Here is a 17,460-nt window from a genome sequence, read left to right on the forward strand (position 1 = left end):
AATTTATTTAAAATGATAACTAACAAAACGATTTTTATCACCGGAGGTGCAGGATTTATTGCCAATACTCTGATTAAACATTACATAGAGAATAATAAAATTGTGGTGTATGATAACTTTCACAGAGATACATTAAGTTCAAGCGGGTTAGCAAATCACCAGAATTTGACGGTCATCAAAGGAGATGTTTTAGACTTAGCATTTTTAACAGAAAGCATGAAAGGTGCTGACGTTGTTGTTCACGCAGCAGGTATTGCAGGTATTGATACTGTAATCAAAGATCCGGTAAGAACAATGAGCGTAAACATGATCGGAACTGCGAATGCGTTGGAAGCAGCAAAAATAAATGGAATAAAAGACAGATTTGTAGACTTCAGTACTTCTGAAATTTTTGGTAGCCACGCTTTCAAAAGTAGAGAAGAAGACACTGCGGTTGCAGGAAGCGTAGGAGAAGCAAGATGGGTATATGCAGTAAGTAAGCTTGCCGGAGAACATTTGGCTCACGCGTATTACAAGCAGCATAAACTTCCGGTGGTTACTGTAAGACCTTTCAACGTATATGGTCCTGGACAAACCGGGGAAGGTGCTTTACAGATTTTCATCAAAAAAGCGCTTAAAAATGAAGATATCTATATCTATGGAGACGGTACGGCAATCAGAGCCTGGTGCTTTGTTGATGATTTTGTAGACTGCCTGATCAGATGTATTGAAGATCCGAAAGCTATCGGAGAAAGCTTTAACCTAGGTAACCAGAGAACGGTTATTACAACATTAGGTTTAGCTGAATCTGTATGCAGAGTACTGAAGAGCAACAGTAAAATCATCTTCAAAGATGCTCTTAGTGCTGACATTGAAATGAGAATCCCAAGTGTAGCAAAATCAAAAGAAATTTTAGGCTTTGAAGCAAAAGTAGATCTTGAAGAAGGTATTTTAAGAACAGCTGAATACTTTAAATCTATTGAAAACTAAAGAAGAAATATTAATATTTCCTTATAGCGGGACTGGTATTGAGGCATTAGACTGTCTGTCTGAAGAGCAGTGTTGTATAGGTTTTATTTCTGATAATCCTTCGATGATCGGAACGGAACAGTATGGCATTAAAATTTATAGCAGAGAGGCATTTCAGGAATTTCCTGAAGCTAAAGTCCTGGCTGTCAATGGCAGTCCTGATTCTTATAAAAAAAGAAAGCAAATAATTGATGGGCTTGAAATAGAGACTGACAGATTTACAACACTTATCCATCCTAAAGCTGTTATCGGAAGGAATGTAAAGGTAGGAAAAAACGTCCTTATTATGGCCGGAGTTGTAGCTACTGCAAACGCAGAAATAGGAAATCATATTTGTATTCTCCCTAATACTGTTGTTCATCATGATTCTAAAATCGGGGATTATACCTTGGTTGCAGCGAATAATACTATTTGTGGAGATGTCATCATCGGAGAGAACTGCTATTTGGGAGCTTCTTCAAATTTCAGAAATGGAGTAAAGATAGGCAATGGAAGTCTTATTGGTATAGGAAGCAATGTGGTTGGTAACATTGGAGATAATAAAATGGTAAAAGGTAATCCTGCAAAGGAATATTCTGAGAAATCAGACTAAATAGGAGATTTATGAAACATAAAATTAGAGCTTTCAAAAATATGCTGTTGATGTCTGCACCGGAGTATATTGCCGGATTTTCAGTTTTTGTTATCCTGATCTCTTTTTCCAAGAAAGCATCTCTAGCAGAAATTGGAGAACTTACATTTGCTAATACTGTGGGGCAGTTGGTTTCCAGTGTTTTAGCTGTTGCCTTGTTAACAACTATGCGGCGTGATTTTGTACTGAAGACAGCACTTAGGGATAAATATGCCATATCTTTATATATCATTAGAATCCTGATTTCATTATCTATATTTATTATTTCATTTGTACTATTGGAACTAAACCTTTTCAGCGAAATAGTACTGCTAATGATAGTTTCCAGAGGAATCGATTCTTTGTCTGAAACTTATTATTATACATTGCTTTCTAAGGAGGAAATTTTAAAATTTTCAATATTAAAAAGCATGCACTATATAAGCCTTATATCCTTTGTCATTCTTGGGATTTATAAGGGGTTTGATCTCCATCAGATCAGCTATATATTTTTATTCAACAGTATAATCTGGTGTTTGGTCAATTTTATTCTTCTTTTTTTTGAAAAGGGAATTGTTAAAAAAATCATATTTCTTGATACTTATCAGACTGATCTTTTTAAAAGAACATTGCCCCTGTTAATGAGCAGCACCATATACTTATTATCTGCAAGGCTGAATTTATTTATTGTAAAAAAGATATGCAGCCCAGAGGATTTTGGTCTGTTTAGTATAATTATTACTATTCTGGGGATATTTTCTATTTTTACAAGTGCAATCAGTAGTTTTTTGATTAATAAACAGGTAGAATGGTATAAAGTGTCACTTCAAAGGCTAAAAATAAATTCAATAAAACTTGCAATTCCATTATTTGCTGCAGGACTTATTATTTTATTGATTTCTTATTTTGTTTCAGACTACATCAATTATCTCTTCAAGAATTTTGATATGAACCACTTGTGGTTATTGAAACTATCTTTAATTTCAATTTTGGTTTATTTCATCCAGATACCTTACAATTACCTATTTACAGTGATGGATAAAAATAAAGTGGCCTTGTATTTTTCAGTCTTTATGATTGTTGTTGCAGCATTATTATATTATCCGTTTACGTTTTATTTTGGTCTTACGGGGTCTGTAATTGCTTTTTTAGGATATAATATACTTTGGTGTGGTAGCTTATTTGGTATTTCTATGTATATTATTAACAAACAAATTTTAAAAGGAAATGAATAACATATTGATTGTTTCTAATACACTGTGTTTTGGGGGGGCAGAAAGTTTTTCTGCACAGTTATTCGAAAATTTGGAGCAGCAGTATGATAATCTGCATTATGCTGTTTTTTCATGCAATATGGATTTACTGGAACGTTTCCCTGCTATTGATAGAAAAAAAATACATCAGTTTGATGATTCTGATAGAACCAATACTTTTAAAATGCTTTCAAAGATTTTTAAAGTAAAAAAATACCTTAAGGATCATAATATTGATACAATATACTGTAGCCAGCCTGATTCTGCACTGATTTTTTGGTTATTAAAAATTTTTAATAAAAAAATTAAAATCATATATATAACCATGCATGTATATGAAAATGCTGATGCCAAAGAAAAATTTATCTGGAAAACTAACCTGCCTAATAGAAGTACGGACATTTTTATCGGACTGAGTGAATACCTATCTTTACAGCTAAAGCAAAAAAATAAGGTAGATCCTTCGAAAGTAATAATCAACAGGCTCCCTGTAGATATTAATAAATTTAATGTTGCCGATAAAAAAGAGAGAGAGCAGTTTAATTTACCTCTAAATAAGAGGATTGTTGGAATATGTTGCAGACTCTATCCTATAAAAAGGGTTGATCTTTTTGTAGAAGCCTTCAGACATATTGAGGATGAAGATACAATAGGTGTTATCTATGGAGAAGGTCCTGAAAAAGAAAGACTACTGGGTATGATAAAAGATTTTCAATTATCGGATAAAGTCTTTTTGCGACCATTTATAGATAATGTTAATGAAGTTATTCCAATGTTTGATCTTTACTTACAAACTGTGGACGGTCCCAATTTAGGACTGGTAACACTTGAAGCTTTCAGTTCAGGAGTCCCAGTCATTATGCTTGCTGATAATGAGGAAGAAAGATTTATGATCCTTGATACCTATTGTAACGAAAATGTAGGTGGAATATCTACTACAGATCCTAAAAATATAGCTTTAAAAGTGTTGGAAATATTAAATATTTCTGAAAAGGATGGAATGCCTGCAAGATGTAGAAAACTGGCAGAAGAAAAATATTCATGGCCCGCATTTCTTTCTATCAATGAGAAAATTCTAAAACAGTTTAGATGACTTTTTTTATAATATTATATATAATATTTCTTACTCTGGTATTTTTCTTTTTTAGGAAGAATTACAGACTTTTTGGGTATGAAAAGTATGATTTTCTTTTACCCATAAATATTATATTGTTTTTTTCGGTATTGGCTACTCCCTATATGTTCTATATAGTGAAACATCCTGATATTATCTATACACCTGTTGATCCTGATAATTTAAATAACTTGCTGTTCAAGTATATTCTTTTGCATGTAGGCTGTATTATTTTTTTTATTGTAGGGACTGTATCTTTTCTGAAAAAAATGTTAAGTTCTTTGATTAGTAAGCTGGATATTATTACGGTGGGACAAAGTAAGAATTTGTTATTTTTATTAAGTATTATATTTTACTTACTTTCTGTTTATAACTTTAAATCCTTACAGCTTGACAATCTTTTTCAAATTTTTATCAATAGAAATGAAAATATAAGTAAACTGGGATATATCTATTTCACTCAACAAATTATCGGATATTATATATTATATCTCTATCTTTTAAGAGACCGGTTAAACTTGGTACAAAAGATCAACCTGGGAGTGTTTTTTATTACCTTCCTGTTATCTTCCCTGCTTACCGGCGGACGTACTCAGATATTGTACATGCTTATATTCTGTTTTATTGTTATACAAATAAAAAAGCCAGCATCTATTAAACAATTCTTTAAGCCCAAGTACATCTTATTGATGGCACTTTTCTTCGGAGTAATGTATATCATCCCAAAATTCAGAGGAACGGCAGCATGGAATAATGAAGGATTGGTATCTGTGATGACAACTAAAGATGAAAACTCTTATCAGTCTTATCAGTTGCTTTCTGATATGAGTGGACTGGATAGGTATTTATTTATCATAGATATGTTTGACAGACATGGCTTCTGGTATGGAGAAGGATATGTAGATGTAGTAAAAATTTTACTGCATCCCATTATAAGAAGCGATGTAAGTAAGCTACCAAAAGGAGATGATGGCCTTTACCTGGCAGTAATGTCAAACGAAAAACGGTTTATTGATAAACCTTACCGTGTAGATGATGATTATATGACTTCCTTTCCTGTAGGTAATTATGCAGCCTATATGAACTTTGGAATTATAGGACTGTTATTGGCTTACTTTCTTCTTGGAGGAATTGCCAATACTCTCTATCAGGGATGTAAGAAAGGACGATTTAAATATATTTATTTTTATACACTCTTTATTTCGGGATCTGTTGCCTTTTCGAATATTGGTCTCCTTAATATTATTATTAACTCTATTACCCTGGTAATTGTATTTGTTATTATCAGAATTTTTAGCCCGGGTAATATAAAACTACAAAGATGAAATTTGTTTTAATGGGAGTAAAATCCTCCCCTAAAAATATAAGTGGTCAGTCTATATGTTTTGATATGCTTTTGGACGAACTGAAAAAGCAAATGATTCCGTTCAAGTATATCACAGTAAGCGTAGATACCGACAGTAATTTTCAGAAGATACTGGAATATCTTACAGCGTGCATCAAACTGATTTACTTTTATATAACGACAATAGGTAAGTCAAAGATGATCTACATTGCAGTAGCACAGTCCAGACTGGGCTTTTGCAGAGATTTTATGTTTGTCTGGATTTCTGCATTATTCGGAAAGAAAATCGTAGCCCACCTGCATGGAGGCAATTTTAAAACATTCTATCTTGAACAGTCTCCTTTCCTTCAGAAAATAATCAAAAAAACATACGACCAATGTGACTGTATTATTGTTTTGTCCAGAGTATATACTGATCTTTTTGATTTTGTAGATAACTATAAAGAAAAAGTAAAGGTAGTTCCTAATGGAATTCCGGAATTTGATAACGACGAGTCAATAGAAAAAAAATATAATCCGACCAGACCGGTGATCCTGTATCTTTCTAATCTTATTGAGAGTAAAGGCTATCTGGATGTTTTGCATTCGTCCCTGATTCTTAAAGAAAAATATAATATTTCTCCACAAGTTTATTTCTGTGGAAACTTTTTAAGTAACTCGGATGATGTGACTTTTGACAGCGTTGAAAAAGCAAAAGATTACTTTCATAATTTTGTGAAAGAAAATAAGCTGGAAGACAATGTTGTCTATAAAGGGTTGGTTCAGGGTGAAGCCAAAGATCAGCTTTTAAAGAATGCTGACTTTTTGATTTTACCCACCAACTATAATGCAGAAGGTCAGCCTATATCTCTGATAGAAGGATTAAAGAATGGCTGTGTGCTGATTACAACCCAATACAGAGACATTCAGTATATGAATCTGGATAAAGAAACAGGTTTTTTTGTAAATTATAACGATCCTGAGGCTATTGCAGAAATGATCAGTAACGTGAATGAACAAGACTTTAAAAGAATGAGTCTGAATGCTCAGAAACATTTTAAGAACAGCTATTCTTTTATCAGTCATTATAATAATATAATAAAAATTTTCCATGAATATTCAAAATAAAGTATTACTAATTACTGGAGGAACAGGTTCTTTCGGAACAGCCGTTCTAAGAAAATTTATCAATACCGATCATTTTAAAGAAATCCGTATTTTTTCCCGTGATGAGAAGAAGCAGGATGATATGAGAAATCAATTTAAAAATGATAAACTGAAATTTTATATCGGAGATGTAAGAGATTACAGAAGTATTGAACAGGCTATGAGAGGAGTAGACTATGTTTTTCATGCTGCAGCCTTGAAGCAGGTACCTTCGTGTGAGTTTTTCCCGATGCAGGCATTAAAAACCAATGTAGAAGGAACACAGAACGTAATTGATGCAGCTGAAGCAAATCATGTTCAGAAAATGATTTGTTTGAGTACGGATAAGGCAGCTTATCCTATCAATGCTATGGGTATTTCCAAAGCAATGATGGAAAAAGTAGTAGTAGCAGCTTCCAGAAATTTGAAAAATACAACAGTTTGTCTTACGAGGTACGGAAACGTTATGGCATCCAGAGGTTCTGTGATTCCATTATTTGTTAAACAGATTAAAAACGGTGAACCTATTACTATTACAGATCCAAAGATGACGAGATTTTTAATGTCATTGGAGGAAGCTGTCGAACTTGTTTTATTTGCTTTTGAAAATGGAAATACTGGAGACCTATTTGTCAATAAAGCACCGGCAGGAACTATCGGTGATCTGGCTCAGGCTCTTAAAGAATTGTTTAAAGCAGGCAGTCCGATAAAAGTAATTGGAACAAGACATGGGGAAAAGCTTTATGAAACTCTTTGTACACGTGAAGAAATGCTGAAGGCAGAAGATATGGGAGATTTCTACAGAATTCCTGCAGATAACAGAGATCTTAATTATGATAAGTATTTTTCAGAAGGTATGAAAGACATTTCAAAAATAGAAGATTATCATTCTCATAATACGAAGCAGCAGGATGTTGAAGGAATGAAAAAACTTCTTTTGAAGCTTCCTTTGATCAGAAAAGAAGTATTAGGAGAAGATGTAATGCAATATCCGGACTAAAAAATGAATAATCCGGAAATTATTGAGGGTGGAAAATATGCTGATGAAAGAGGAAATCTGTTTTTCAATAATAATTATAATGCTTCTGCAATAAAAAGAATATATTGCATTGAGAATAGTAATATCGATTATATAAGAGGATGGGCCGGACATAAGACAGAACAACGTTGGTTTACAGCCATCCAGGGAGCTTTTATGATTAAATTGGTAAAAATTGATCACTGGGGTGAACCCTCAAAAGATCTTCAGATTCTTACTTTTGAGTTGAATGACGAAAAATTGGATGTACTTCATATGCCGGCAGGGTATGCCTCTGCAATTCAGGCAAAAGAAAAGGGATCGAAACTTTTAGTAATGGTAAATTATTCTTTAGGTGAAATTGATGATGACCATCGTTTCCCTCTGGATTATTTTGAAAATATGTAATGATGATAAAAATAGGAATAACCGGACAAAACGGTTTTGTAGGATCACATCTGTACAATACACTGGGGCTAAAGCCTGAGCGGTATAAAAGGATTGAGTTTGACAGATCTTTTTTTGATCATCCGGATCAGCTGGATGCATTTGCAAAACAATGTGATGTCATTGTACATCTTGCAGCAATGAATCGTCATCCGGATCCTGAAGTGATTTTCAGTAACAATATTGAACTCGTAAGGAAATTAATAGATTCTTTGGAACGAACAGAATCAAAGGCTCATGTTTTATTTTCATCATCTTCTCAGGAAGAAAGAGATAATCTATATGGAAAATCGAAAAAAGAAGGAAGAATGCTTTTGGCAGACTGGGCAAAAAAAGCTGGCGGAAAATTTACAGGAATGATTATTCCTAATGTTTTCGGACCTTTTGGAAAGCCAAACTATAACTCTTTCGTTGCCACCTTCTGTTACAAGCTTACACATGGTGAAACCCCTGTTATTGATAATGACGGCGAAGTGAAGCTAATCTACGTAGGAGAGCTCGTACAGGAAATCATCGGCCAGATAGAAGCGTCAGATTCCAAAGAGTTTTACGAAGTAGAGCATACTTCAGTAAATAAAGTCTCTGAAGTATTGTTAAAACTTGAAAATTATAAAAAATTATATTTTGATAATGGTGAGGTTCCACAGCTTACATCAGCTTTTGATCTGAACTTGTTTAATACTTTCCGTTGTTATTTTGATATTAAAAACCATTATCCTGTCAAATTCACACAACATACAGATCCGAGAGGAGCTTTTGTAGAGGTGATCAGACTTGGAATAGGCGGTCAGTGTTCATTCTCTACAACAGTTCCCGGAATTACGAGAGGAGACCATTTTCATACCAGAAAAATTGAAAGGTTCGCAGTAATAAAAGGAGAAGCACTTATCCAGTTGCGAAAAATTGATACTGATGAAATTTTCGATTTTTATCTGAAAGGGGATGAGCCCGCTTATGTAGATATGCCTATCTGGTATACCCATAATATTAAGAATATAGGAAATGAAGATCTTTATACCATTTTTTGGATTAACGAAGCATTCAACCCGGAAGATCCTGATACATATTTCGTAAAAGTATAATCAATGTATACACCGGTTGCTTTTTCAATTGTATTCTATCTGTTTACATCATTGCTGGTCACAGCAGTTGTGATAGATAGTTATTCAAAAAAACGGTTACTCAGTATAGATGGAAATACAGGCTATTTCTATCTTATTCCTCTGTTTTTAGTTATCCTTATTGGTTTCAGACCCGTAGGTATCACTGGTTTCACAGACTCCGAAATGTATAGGGAATTCTTTGATATAGCACGTGTAGAAGGTATTTCGCCCATGCCGAATAAGGATTTGTTTTTCGGGTATTTTATTTTGTTTACCTCTTATATTACCAATGAGAGAGGTTTTTTTATCTTATGTGGTTTAGTATCGGTAGCACTGTTGGTATTGGTATCAAAACATATTTCTAAAAAGCACTGGATATTATTTTTTATCTGTCATACAGCTTCCCTTTATTACTGGAATTATAATGTATATGGTATCAGACAGGGGATGGCATCCGTCATGTTTTTATATGGGGTTTTTATTAAAAACAAATGGTGGAAGTCTTTACTCATGTTACTAGCATTTGGATCTCATTTTTCTTTGGGACTTCCGGTATTGGTATATATCTTCTCAGGACTGATAAGCAAAGTTGATAGAAAATTCTATTGGATTTGGGGATTGGCAATTCCTGCTTCTTATTTTTTTGGAATTGAAATTGAACATACTGTTGCCAACTTAATCCCGGATGAAAGAGCACAATATTTTATAGAAAATATTGATGAGCAGGTATTCCGTTGGGATCTGATTGCCTATAGTTCGGTTATCATGGCAATTTCTTATTATTTTATATTCATTGAAAAGATAAAAGATGTCACTTATCATAGGATAGTGAATGTTTTTATTTTTACAAATACTATATTTTTATTTTTGGTAAGAGTAAATCACGCTCATAGATTTGCCTATTTATCCTGGTTTTTAGCTTCATTAATCATTTTTTATCCGTTTTTTATTAATAACGATGAAAAATTGAGAAACAAATACAGGTTGTTCTCGCAAACTTTACTCGCGTTTTTTACCTTTGTAGTTCTCCATTTTATAAGAATAACTTTTTTATAACCATATGATGAAATTAAAAGTAATGACAGTCGTGGGCACACGGCCGGAAATCATTAGATTATCAAGAGTGTTAACCGCTTTAGATACTTCTGAAGCAGTAGAACACATTGTAGTCCATACAGGACAAAATTACGACTATGAACTTAACCAGATCTTTTTCGACGATTTAGGTTTAAGAAAACCTGACCATTTCCTGGAAGCAGCAGGAAAAACAGCTGCAGAAACAATTGGAAATATTTTGGTTAAAATTGATCCGCTTCTCGAGGAAGTGAAGCCAGATGCGTTTTTAGTACTCGGAGATACAAACTCATGTTTATGTGCTATTCCTGCCAAAAAAAGACAGATTCCGATTTTCCACATGGAAGCCGGAAACAGGTGTTTTGATCAAAGAGTTCCCGAAGAAACCAACAGGAAAATTGTAGACCACATTTCAGATATCAATTTAACATACTCTGATATTGCCAGAGAATACCTTTTGCGAGAAGGACTTCCTGCTGACAGAATCATTAAGACGGGATCCCCGATGTACGAGGTTCTGAATCATTATCTTCCCAGAATTAAAAATTCCGATGTTCTTACTAGATTAAATCTTGAAGAAGGAAAGTATTTTGTAGTATCATCCCATAGAGAAGAAAATATTAATTCAGATAAAAATTTCAGAGGACTCATCAACAGCCTTAATGCAATTGCAGAAGAATATCAATATCCAATCATTTTTTCAACTCATCCCAGAACAAGAAATATGATTGATAAAATGCAGGTGCAGGTGAGATCTGAAATTCAGTTTCTAAAACCCCTTGGGTTCCATGATTACAATGCTCTTCAAATGAGAAGTTATGCTGTACTGTCGGATTCCGGTACTATTTCAGAAGAATCCTCAATCCTTAATTTCAGAGCGCTTAACATCAGAGAAGCACATGAAAGACCTGAAGCTATGGAAGAAGCTTCTGTTATGATGGTGGGATTATCTCCTGAGAGAATTTTGCAGGGATTGGTACAGCTTAAGCAGCAGCAGACAGGAGAAAATAGAAACTACAGACTTGTGGCAGATTATTCTATGCCCAATGTGTCAGAAAAAACGGTTAGAATTATTGTAAGCTATACCGATTACGTTAACAGAGTAGTCTGGAGTAAATTATGAATATAATGTTTCTTACCTTAGTGAAGATAAATACCTTAAAAGAACGTGGTATTTATCAAGATTTAATGCGGGAATTTTCCCAGCATGGGCATTACCTGTATATAGTTTCCCCTGTTGAAAGATGCGAAAATCAAAAAACTAATGTGAAAAAAGAAGGGAATACTGTTTTTCTGAATGTAAAGACACTTAATATCCAGAAAACGAACTTTATTGAAAAGGGAATTTCTACCTTAACAATCGATAAACTATTTCTGAGAGCCATCAATAAACACTTGCCAGAAGTAAAATTTGATCTGATTATTTATGCCACGCCTCCTATTACTTTTACAAACCTTATTAAATATATCAAAAAAAGAGATCAGGCTAAAACATATCTGCTCCTAAAGGATATCTTCCCCCAGAATGCTGTTGATATGCAGCTGATGTCTAAGAAAGGATTACTATACAACTACTTTAGAAATAAAGAAAAAGAATTATATTTGATTTCAGATAAAATTGGGTGTATGTCTGATGCCAATCTAAAATTTGTGATGGAGCATAATCCTTTTATTCCCAAAGAAAAACTGGAGGTAAATCCAAATGCTATTGAGCTCTTACCTATAAATAAAGAAATGAGTTACCAATATAAAGAAATTCATGCTAAGTATGGCATCCCTGAAAATAGGAAAATCTTTATTTATGGTGGGAATTTGGGAAAACCTCAGGGAATTGATTTTGTGATAGAAACCTTAAAAACTAAATCAGAAGATGACAGATTATTTTTTGTGATAGTGGGCTCAGGAACAGAATTTGGCAAAATGAGGAAGTGGTTTGATACTTTCCGCCCCAAAAATGCTTTGCTTTTGTCTGCTATTCCAAAAACTGAGTATGACCTGCTGGTACAGTCCTGTGATGTCGGGTTGATCTTTCTGCATAAAGATTTCACCATCCCGAATTATCCATCTCGTTTACTCTCATATCTTGAGTTCAGATTGCCGGTCCTTACAGCTACAGACTCTTCTACAGATATCGGAACAGATGTAGTTAAGAATAATTGTGGCATAGCCGTGCATTCGGCAAATCTTCAGGAGATGATAAAAGCAATAGATAAATTTGTAGAAATGGACAGTAATGATTTTGAAGAAATGAGAGAAAACAGCAGAAAATTCCTGGAAAGAGAATTTTTGGTACAACAATCTTATGATAAAATTATTAACGCTTAAAAATAAAGAGAAAAGAAAAAGATGTATCGTGTTTTTGTAAAAAGAGTTTTTGATTTTATATTAGCCTTAACCGGTTTGCTTATAATAAGTCCTGTGTTTATTGTTTTTTTTATTGCTTTGGCCATCGCAAATGAATGGAAACCTTTTTTCTTTCAGAAAAGACCTGGCAAAAACGGTAAAATTTTTACCATTATAAAATTCAAAACAATGAATGACAAAACAGACTCTGAAGGTAATCTATTGCCAGATGCAGAGAGACTTACGGCAGTGGGATCGTTTGTCCGTAAAACATCTATAGATGAAATTCCTCAACTGATTAATGTTTTGAAAGGAGATATGGCATTAATAGGGCCAAGACCGTTACTGGTACAATATCTGCCGCTTTATAATGATCATCAGGCAAGAAGACATGAAGTAAGACCGGGAATTACCGGCTGGGCACAGATTAACGGTAGAAATGCTATTTCTTGGGAAGAAAAGTTTAATTTAGATGTCTGGTATGTGGATCATGTATCCTTTATCCTGGATCTGAAAATAATATTTCTTACTATAAAGAAAGTTTTTATAAAAGAAGGTATTTCAGCCGATGGACACGTTACCATAGAACCATTTCAAGGAAATTAATTAATAGCTATGTATTTATTTGGAGCAAGCGGACATGGAAAGGTAATTGCAGATATTGCTGCTGCTAATGACATAAAAATTAAGGCATTTATAGATCAGGATGTCACTAAAAAGGAATGCTATGGATCTCCGGTTTTGAATAATTTACCGGATGATAAAGAAAAACTGATTATTTCAATTGGCAACAATCTGATCCGTAAGAAAATCGCAGAACAGATTAATCATAAAATTGGCACTTTAATACATCCCAAAACAATCATTTCAGGTTCTGTGAAAATAGAAGAAGGAACAGTAATCATGGGAGGCGTGGTAATTAATGCAGATACGGCCATTGGAAAACATTGTATCATCAATACCAATGCATCTGTAGATCATGATTGTGTGATTGAAGATTTTGTTCATATTTCTCCCAACTCAGCACTTGCCGGAGGAGTGGAAGTAGGTGAAGGCTCTCAGATTGGAATAGGAGCTTCTGTAATCCAGGGAATCAAAATAGGAAAATGGTGTGTAATTGGTGCCGGTGCAGTCATCATTACCGATGTTCCCGATTACTCAGTTATTGTGGGAAATCCGGGGAGAATTATCAAGAAAAATATTATATAAACAAGTTACTAATCAAAAATATGAATACTAAAATCTGGCTGTCCTCACCGCATATGGGAGGGAATGAACAAAAATACATCAACGAAGCATTTGAAGAAAACTGGGTAGCTCCGTTGGGACCTAATGTTAACGGATTTGAAGGTGATCTGGAGCAGTTTTTAGGTGGAAGTGTAAAAGTGGCTGCGCTGTCTGCAGGTACTGCAGCATTACACCTTGCTCTTATCGAATGCGGAATTGTACATGGCGATGAGGTGATCTGTCAATCCATGACTTTCTCTGCTTCAGCCAATCCAATTGCGTATTGTGGGGCAATTCCTGTTTTTGTTGATAGTGAACCGGTTACATGGAATATGTGCCCTAAAGCACTGAGAGAAGCCATCGAAGACAGAATCCAAAAAGGAACAAAACCTAAAGCAATCATTGTAGTACATCTGTATGGTATGCCGGCAAAAATGGACGAAATTACTGCCATTGCTCAGGAATTCCAGATCCCTTTGATAGAAGATGCTGCTGAAGCCCTGGGCTCAACTTATAAAGGACAGGCTTGCGGTACATTCGGCCGTTTTGGAATTTTAAGTTTTAACGGAAATAAAATTATTACCACTTCAGGAGGTGGAGCTTTGGTTTGTCATACTCAGGAAGATAAAGATAAAACCGTTTTCCTTTCTACACAGGCCAGAGATAATGCTCCCCACTATCAGCACTCACACATCGGTTTCAACTACAGAATGAGCAATATTGTAGCAGGAATAGGAAGAGGACAGATGGAAGTGCTTAAGGACAGGGTTGCTGCCCGTAGAGCAATGCACAATTTCTATGTTGACCTTTTCCGCAATATTGAAGGGGTAACTGTACTCTCAGAGTCGAATGATGATTTTTATTCCAACCACTGGTTATCTGCAGTGATTGTTGATCCGGAAATGACAGGAAAAAACAGAGAAGGTTTAAGACTTGCATTTTTAGAAGATAATATAGAATCAAGACCGCTTTGGAAACCTATGCATTTGCAGCCGGTTTTTGAAACTTCTCCTTATTATGGCGGGAATGTTTCTGAAAAACTTTTTGATAACGGATTATGCCTTCCTTCAGGCTCTAATCTGTCAGAGGATGACAAAGAAAGAATAGCAAAGGTTGTTCATTCTTACTTTGGACTTTAATATTATTTGAACTTAATGAATCAGTATAAATATTGGAAAAAAGTTTTTGATTTTGTCTTATCGGCAATATTGATCCTTTTTCTTATGCCTGTACTGATTATTTTATTTGTGATTGCAAGTCTGGATACATCTTCCAACGGAATCTTTTTTCAGACCCGGATAGGGCAGTATGGAAAGCCTTTTACCATTTTTAAGATTAAAACAATTCATGAACAGAAGAGAACATGCTCAAAAATAGGGCAGACTCTCAGAAAATTTAAGCTCGATGAATTTCCGCAATTGTTTAATATTGTAAAAGGTGATATGAGTTTTGTAGGTCCCAGGCCTGATATTGAAGGATATTACGATAAACTTGTCGGAGAAGACAGGAAAGTTCTGGAGCTGAAACCCGGGCTTACCTGTGAAGCAAGTATTAAATATAGAGACGAAGAATACCTTCTGAAAAACCAGGAAGATCCTTTAGCTTACAATGATGAAGTGTTATTTCCGAACAAAGTAAAAATGAATCTGGACTATTTTGAAAAGATGTCTTTCAAAAACGATATAAAGATCTTGTTTAAAACATTAATAACCACATTGAAATAGAGTTTTTAACTATTATGAAAATTAAAGAAACCCCGCTTAAAGACTGCTACATCATAGAGCCTACCATATTTGAAGATGAAAGAGGCTACTTCTTTGAAAAGTTTAATGAAAAAAAATTCGAAGAACTTACCGGAATGAACGGGCACTTTGTGCAGGATAATATTTCCAGATCTTCCTACGGAGTATTAAGAGGCCTGCATCTTCAGAAAGGAGAACATGCCCAGGCAAAACTGGTTTCCTGTCTTGAAGGAAGCGTTTGGGATGTGGCTGTAGATCTTAGGGAAGATTCTCCTACATTCGGAAAATGGTTCGGAATAGAACTTACTGCTGAAAACAAATTACAGCTTTATGTGCCGAGAGGTTTCGGACATGGTTTTTCTGTATTAAGTACCCATGCTGTATTTTCGTATAAATGTGATAATTTTTACAATAAAGAGTCAGAAGGCAGTGTAAAATTCAATGATCCTGATCTTAATATCGATTGGAAGGTAGATGAAAAAGATGCCATACTTTCCGAAAAAGATCAGAACGCTCCTGGATTTAAAGAAAAAAACTTTTAAAGCATATCCCTGAAAACCACTTTTATAAAGTGGTTTTTATTTTTTAATCCTAACTCTCCAATATTTTGTATCTTTGCAGACTCAAAATCAAAACGATGCGTACAAAATCTGTAGGGAAGAAGAAAATCAATGTAGTCACTCTTGGATGTTCCAAGAATGTATATGATTCTGAAGTATTAATGAGCCAGCTGAAAGCCAATGGCAAAGAAGTGGTTCACGAAGACCGTGGGGACATTGTGGTCATCAATACCTGCGGATTTATTGATAATGCCAAAGAAGAATCTATCAATACGATCCTCGATTACGTTGACGCTAAAAACAGAGGCGAGGTGGAAAAAGTATTCGTTACAGGATGTCTGTCTGAAAGATATAAACCGGATCTGATCAAAGAAATCCCGGATGTAGATCAATATTTCGGAACAAGAGATCTTCCGGTACTTTTAAAACATCTGGGAGCAGATTATAAACATGAACTGGTAGGAGAAAGATTAACAACAACTCCAAAACATTACGCATACCTTAAAATTTCTGAGGGTTGTGACCGGCCATGCTCTTTCTGCGCCATCCCTTTGATGAGAGGAGGGCATATTTCAACACCCATCGAAAAACTGGTTTTGGAAGCTCAGAAACTGGCAAAAAAAGGGACAAAAGAATTAATTCTTATTGCCCAGGATCTTACCTATTATGGGTTGGATCTGTATAAAAAAAGAGCATTAGGTGATCTTTTAAAAGAGTTGGTAAAAGTAGAAGGAGTAGAATGGATTCGTCTTCACTATGCTTTCCCAAGCGGTTTCCCTGAAGATGTTCTTGATATTATCCGCGAAGAACCTAAAATCTGTAATTATATAGATATTCCTCTTCAGCACATCAATTCAGACTTGTTGAAATCTATGAAAAGAGGAACTACGCATGAGAAAACAGATGCCCTTTTAGGAAAATTCAGAGAGAAAGTTCCTGATATGGCAATCAGAACAACGCTTATTGTTGGATATCCCGGTGAAACAGAAGAAAGATTCCAGGAACTTAAAGAATGGGTAAGAGAGCAGAAGTTTGACCGATTAGGATGTTTTACCTATTCGCATGAAGAGAATACTACAGCTTATGTTTTGGAAGATGATATTCCACAGGAAGTAAAAGAGGCAAGAGTAGAAGAAATTATGGAATTGCAGTCTCAGATTTCATGGGAAAAAAATCAGGAAAAAATCGGTAAAGTATTCAGATGTATTTTTGACCGTAAAGAAGGTAATTATTTCATCGGAAGAACTGAGTACGATTCACCGGATGTAGATAATACGGTTTTGGTTTCAGCCGAAGATACTTATATTTCTATTGGTGAATTTGCAGACGTGAAAATTACTTCTGCCGAAGAGTTTGACTTATACGGAGAGTTAGTTTAGCTAAAGGCTTACTAATCAAGTCAAAATAGTATTTCCAAAATCAAATTATTAATGAAAATTAACATAGAATTTTCTCGGTAATATATTTTTATTTTATTGATAATCATATAAT

At 34.6% G+C, this 17,460-nt stretch carries 18 protein-coding genes; all 18 read left to right on the forward strand.

Annotation, left to right across the window (positions count from 1 at the left end; genetic code table 11):
• The first annotated feature begins 12 nt into the window (after positions 1-12).
• Positions 13-969, forward strand: a complete 957-nt coding sequence (locus AB1278_RS05840; protein ID WP_120232066.1) for an NAD-dependent epimerase/dehydratase family protein — start codon at positions 13-15, stop codon at positions 967-969.
• Complete coding sequence (locus tag AB1278_RS05845) at positions 959-1,600, forward strand: acetyltransferase (protein ID WP_202841024.1); 642 nt, start codon at positions 959-961, stop codon at positions 1,598-1,600. Before AB1278_RS05840 ends, AB1278_RS05845 begins: the two co-directional genes overlap by 11 nt.
• 11 nt (positions 1,601-1,611) lie before the next feature.
• A complete protein-coding gene (locus tag AB1278_RS05850) occupies positions 1,612-2,853 on the forward strand; it encodes a hypothetical protein (protein WP_343639508.1) in 1,242 nt (413 codons plus the stop codon).
• A complete protein-coding gene (locus AB1278_RS05855) occupies positions 2,846-3,964 on the forward strand; it encodes a glycosyltransferase family 4 protein (protein ID WP_343639506.1) in 1,119 nt (372 codons plus the stop codon). Before AB1278_RS05850 ends, AB1278_RS05855 begins: the two co-directional genes overlap by 8 nt.
• Before the next feature lie 710 nt (positions 3,965-4,674).
• On the forward strand, positions 4,675-5,310 hold the full coding sequence (locus AB1278_RS05860; RefSeq protein ID WP_343639504.1) for a hypothetical protein: 636 nt from the start codon (positions 4,675-4,677) through the stop codon (positions 5,308-5,310).
• Positions 5,307-6,437, forward strand: a complete 1,131-nt coding sequence (locus AB1278_RS05865) for a glycosyltransferase family 4 protein (RefSeq protein WP_429813002.1) — start codon at positions 5,307-5,309, stop codon at positions 6,435-6,437. Before AB1278_RS05860 ends, AB1278_RS05865 begins: the two co-directional genes overlap by 4 nt.
• Positions 6,421-7,455, forward strand: a complete 1,035-nt coding sequence (locus AB1278_RS05870) for a polysaccharide biosynthesis protein (protein WP_202841017.1) — start codon at positions 6,421-6,423, stop codon at positions 7,453-7,455. Before AB1278_RS05865 ends, AB1278_RS05870 begins: the two co-directional genes overlap by 17 nt.
• Before the next feature lie 3 nt (positions 7,456-7,458).
• Positions 7,459-7,881 carry a WxcM-like domain-containing protein gene (locus tag AB1278_RS05875; protein WP_202841016.1) on the forward strand — a complete coding sequence of 141 codons (423 nt, stop codon included), beginning with the start codon at positions 7,459-7,461 and terminating at the stop codon, positions 7,879-7,881.
• Between the two features lie 2 nt (positions 7,882-7,883).
• Complete coding sequence (locus AB1278_RS05880) at positions 7,884-9,002, forward strand: NAD-dependent epimerase/dehydratase family protein (RefSeq protein ID WP_202844137.1); 1,119 nt, start codon at positions 7,884-7,886, stop codon at positions 9,000-9,002.
• Positions 9,003-9,005: 3 nt separating this feature from the next.
• On the forward strand, positions 9,006-10,079 hold the full coding sequence (locus tag AB1278_RS05885; protein ID WP_202841015.1) for an EpsG family protein: 1,074 nt from the start codon (positions 9,006-9,008) through the stop codon (positions 10,077-10,079).
• A 4-nt stretch (positions 10,080-10,083) separates the two neighbouring features.
• Positions 10,084-11,220, forward strand: a complete 1,137-nt coding sequence (wecB, locus tag AB1278_RS05890) for a non-hydrolyzing UDP-N-acetylglucosamine 2-epimerase (protein WP_343639498.1) — start codon at positions 10,084-10,086, stop codon at positions 11,218-11,220.
• Entirely contained in the window at positions 11,217-12,422 is a 1,206-nt protein-coding gene (locus AB1278_RS05895; RefSeq protein WP_202841011.1) for a glycosyltransferase family 4 protein, read from the forward strand. Before wecB ends, AB1278_RS05895 begins: the two co-directional genes overlap by 4 nt.
• A gap of 21 nt (positions 12,423-12,443) precedes the next feature.
• A complete protein-coding gene (locus AB1278_RS05900; protein WP_202841009.1) occupies positions 12,444-13,046 on the forward strand; it encodes a sugar transferase in 603 nt (200 codons plus the stop codon).
• 9 nt (positions 13,047-13,055) lie between these two features.
• Positions 13,056-13,649, forward strand: coding sequence for an acetyltransferase (locus tag AB1278_RS05905; protein WP_110010017.1), 594 nt, complete (start codon positions 13,056-13,058; stop codon positions 13,647-13,649).
• A gap of 20 nt (positions 13,650-13,669) precedes the next feature.
• Positions 13,670-14,806 (forward strand): DegT/DnrJ/EryC1/StrS family aminotransferase, encoded by a 1,137-nt coding sequence (locus tag AB1278_RS05910; protein WP_202841007.1) that lies wholly within the window; start codon positions 13,670-13,672, stop codon positions 14,804-14,806.
• 15 nt (positions 14,807-14,821) lie between these two features.
• Entirely contained in the window at positions 14,822-15,391 is a 570-nt protein-coding gene (locus tag AB1278_RS05915) for a sugar transferase (RefSeq protein WP_202841005.1), read from the forward strand.
• Positions 15,392-15,405: 14 nt separating this feature from the next.
• Entirely contained in the window at positions 15,406-15,951 is a 546-nt protein-coding gene (rfbC, locus tag AB1278_RS05920; protein ID WP_110010014.1) for a dTDP-4-dehydrorhamnose 3,5-epimerase, read from the forward strand.
• A gap of 95 nt (positions 15,952-16,046) precedes the next feature.
• Positions 16,047-17,348: a 30S ribosomal protein S12 methylthiotransferase RimO gene (gene rimO, locus AB1278_RS05925; RefSeq protein ID WP_202841003.1), complete on the forward strand. Its 1,302-nt coding sequence runs from the start codon at positions 16,047-16,049 to the stop codon at positions 17,346-17,348.
• Positions 17,349-17,460: the final 112 nt, after the last annotated feature.

Origin of the sequence: Chryseobacterium sp. NRRL B-14798 (assembly GCF_050470705.1) — a bacterium.
GTDB classification, from domain to species: Bacteria; Bacteroidota; Bacteroidia; order Flavobacteriales; family Weeksellaceae; genus Chryseobacterium; species Chryseobacterium cupriresistens.